The following is a 1170-nucleotide window of genomic DNA, read 5'->3' as shown; positions in this document are numbered from 1 at the left end:
CTATCCAGGATCAATTAACTACCGCTTTATTGGGACAGTCTTTTTCAAGTAGTAGCCAGGACACCGTTTTACTTGATGAATACAAGCGTTTGGTAGAAGGATATGTAGATATTGACCATAGTATAGCCGTACTTTCTGATTTTCAGGCAAACCGAAGCTATATTTATGTAGGTAGCTTTGGTCAGCACTTTGGATTGTCTTATGGTCATATTGTAATTGAATCGGCATTTGAAGAATGTATTTTTGATAAGGTCCATCCGGATGACCTTACGGAGCGCCATATTTTAGAGCTTAGCTATTTTGAACATCAAAAGAGTTTGCTGCCCTCAGAACGCAAAAAATACAGTACAATAAGTAGAATAAGGGCTAGTAATGCAGAGGGGCGATATTCTTATATAAACCATCGCACCATTTATTTAAAGAGCCAGCCGAATGACAGCGTGTGGTTGGCCTTGTGTATCTACGCACCCTCCATTGACCTGCTCCCACGACCCGGGATCGATGGAAAAATCGTTAACAGGGAAACTGGAGAAAGTATATCCTTTGAACAGTATAGAAATTACGGACAGCAACTTCTTAGCCGTAGAGAAATAGAAGTTCTTAATCTCATTGCAAAAGGAATGGGAAGTAAAGAAATTGCTGTACAGTTGCATATCGCAGTTTACACAGTACGCAGGCACAGGCAAAACATCATTCGGAAAATACAGGTTTCCAATACGGCAGAAGCTGTAAAAACGGGTTTAGCCATAGGGGTTGTCAATGTATTGTGTTGATGTGTAGTCTCTTAACCAGATGTGTTTTTCTTTGTCTGTTATAAACAACATATTAATTTACTTATATTAGTTGAACAGGTAACAACAGAACATGCTAAAGTATAAAATGAATTACTTTATCTCTGTTCAACCTCTGCTTATATTGGGTCTGATCACAATTGTTGGGGCGTTTTTTTTGGAGTTATAGTATTCTCTTTTCGTTTTTAATTATTTCTGCAGTTTATGTGTACAGAATATACACGGTGAAAAGTAACATGAAGAAAATATTTAAAAAAATCAATTCATTATCAGTTGTATCCGTTTGAAAATGTGATGTTTAATTGTGGTGTATTTTTGAGTCATTATGTAAAGATATAAAAACACCTTTAGGTCTATATGTCATTTATACGTTAGAATG

The 1170-nt window shown here is 36.3% G+C and carries 1 protein-coding gene; it reads left to right on the top strand.

The window, feature by feature from the left end; genetic code table 11:
* Window positions 1-773: response regulator transcription factor (locus DBR11_RS11510; protein WP_369974430.1), on the top strand; the 773-nt coding region annotated here is incomplete at its 5' end.
* Window positions 774-1170: the final 397 nt, after the last annotated feature.

Origin of the sequence: Pedobacter sp. HMWF019 (assembly GCF_003061025.1) — a bacterium.
Classification (GTDB): domain Bacteria; phylum Bacteroidota; class Bacteroidia; order Sphingobacteriales; family Sphingobacteriaceae; genus Pedobacter.
The sequence above is the reverse complement of the archived record's forward strand: the minus strand, read 5'-3'. Positions and strand labels throughout refer to the sequence as shown.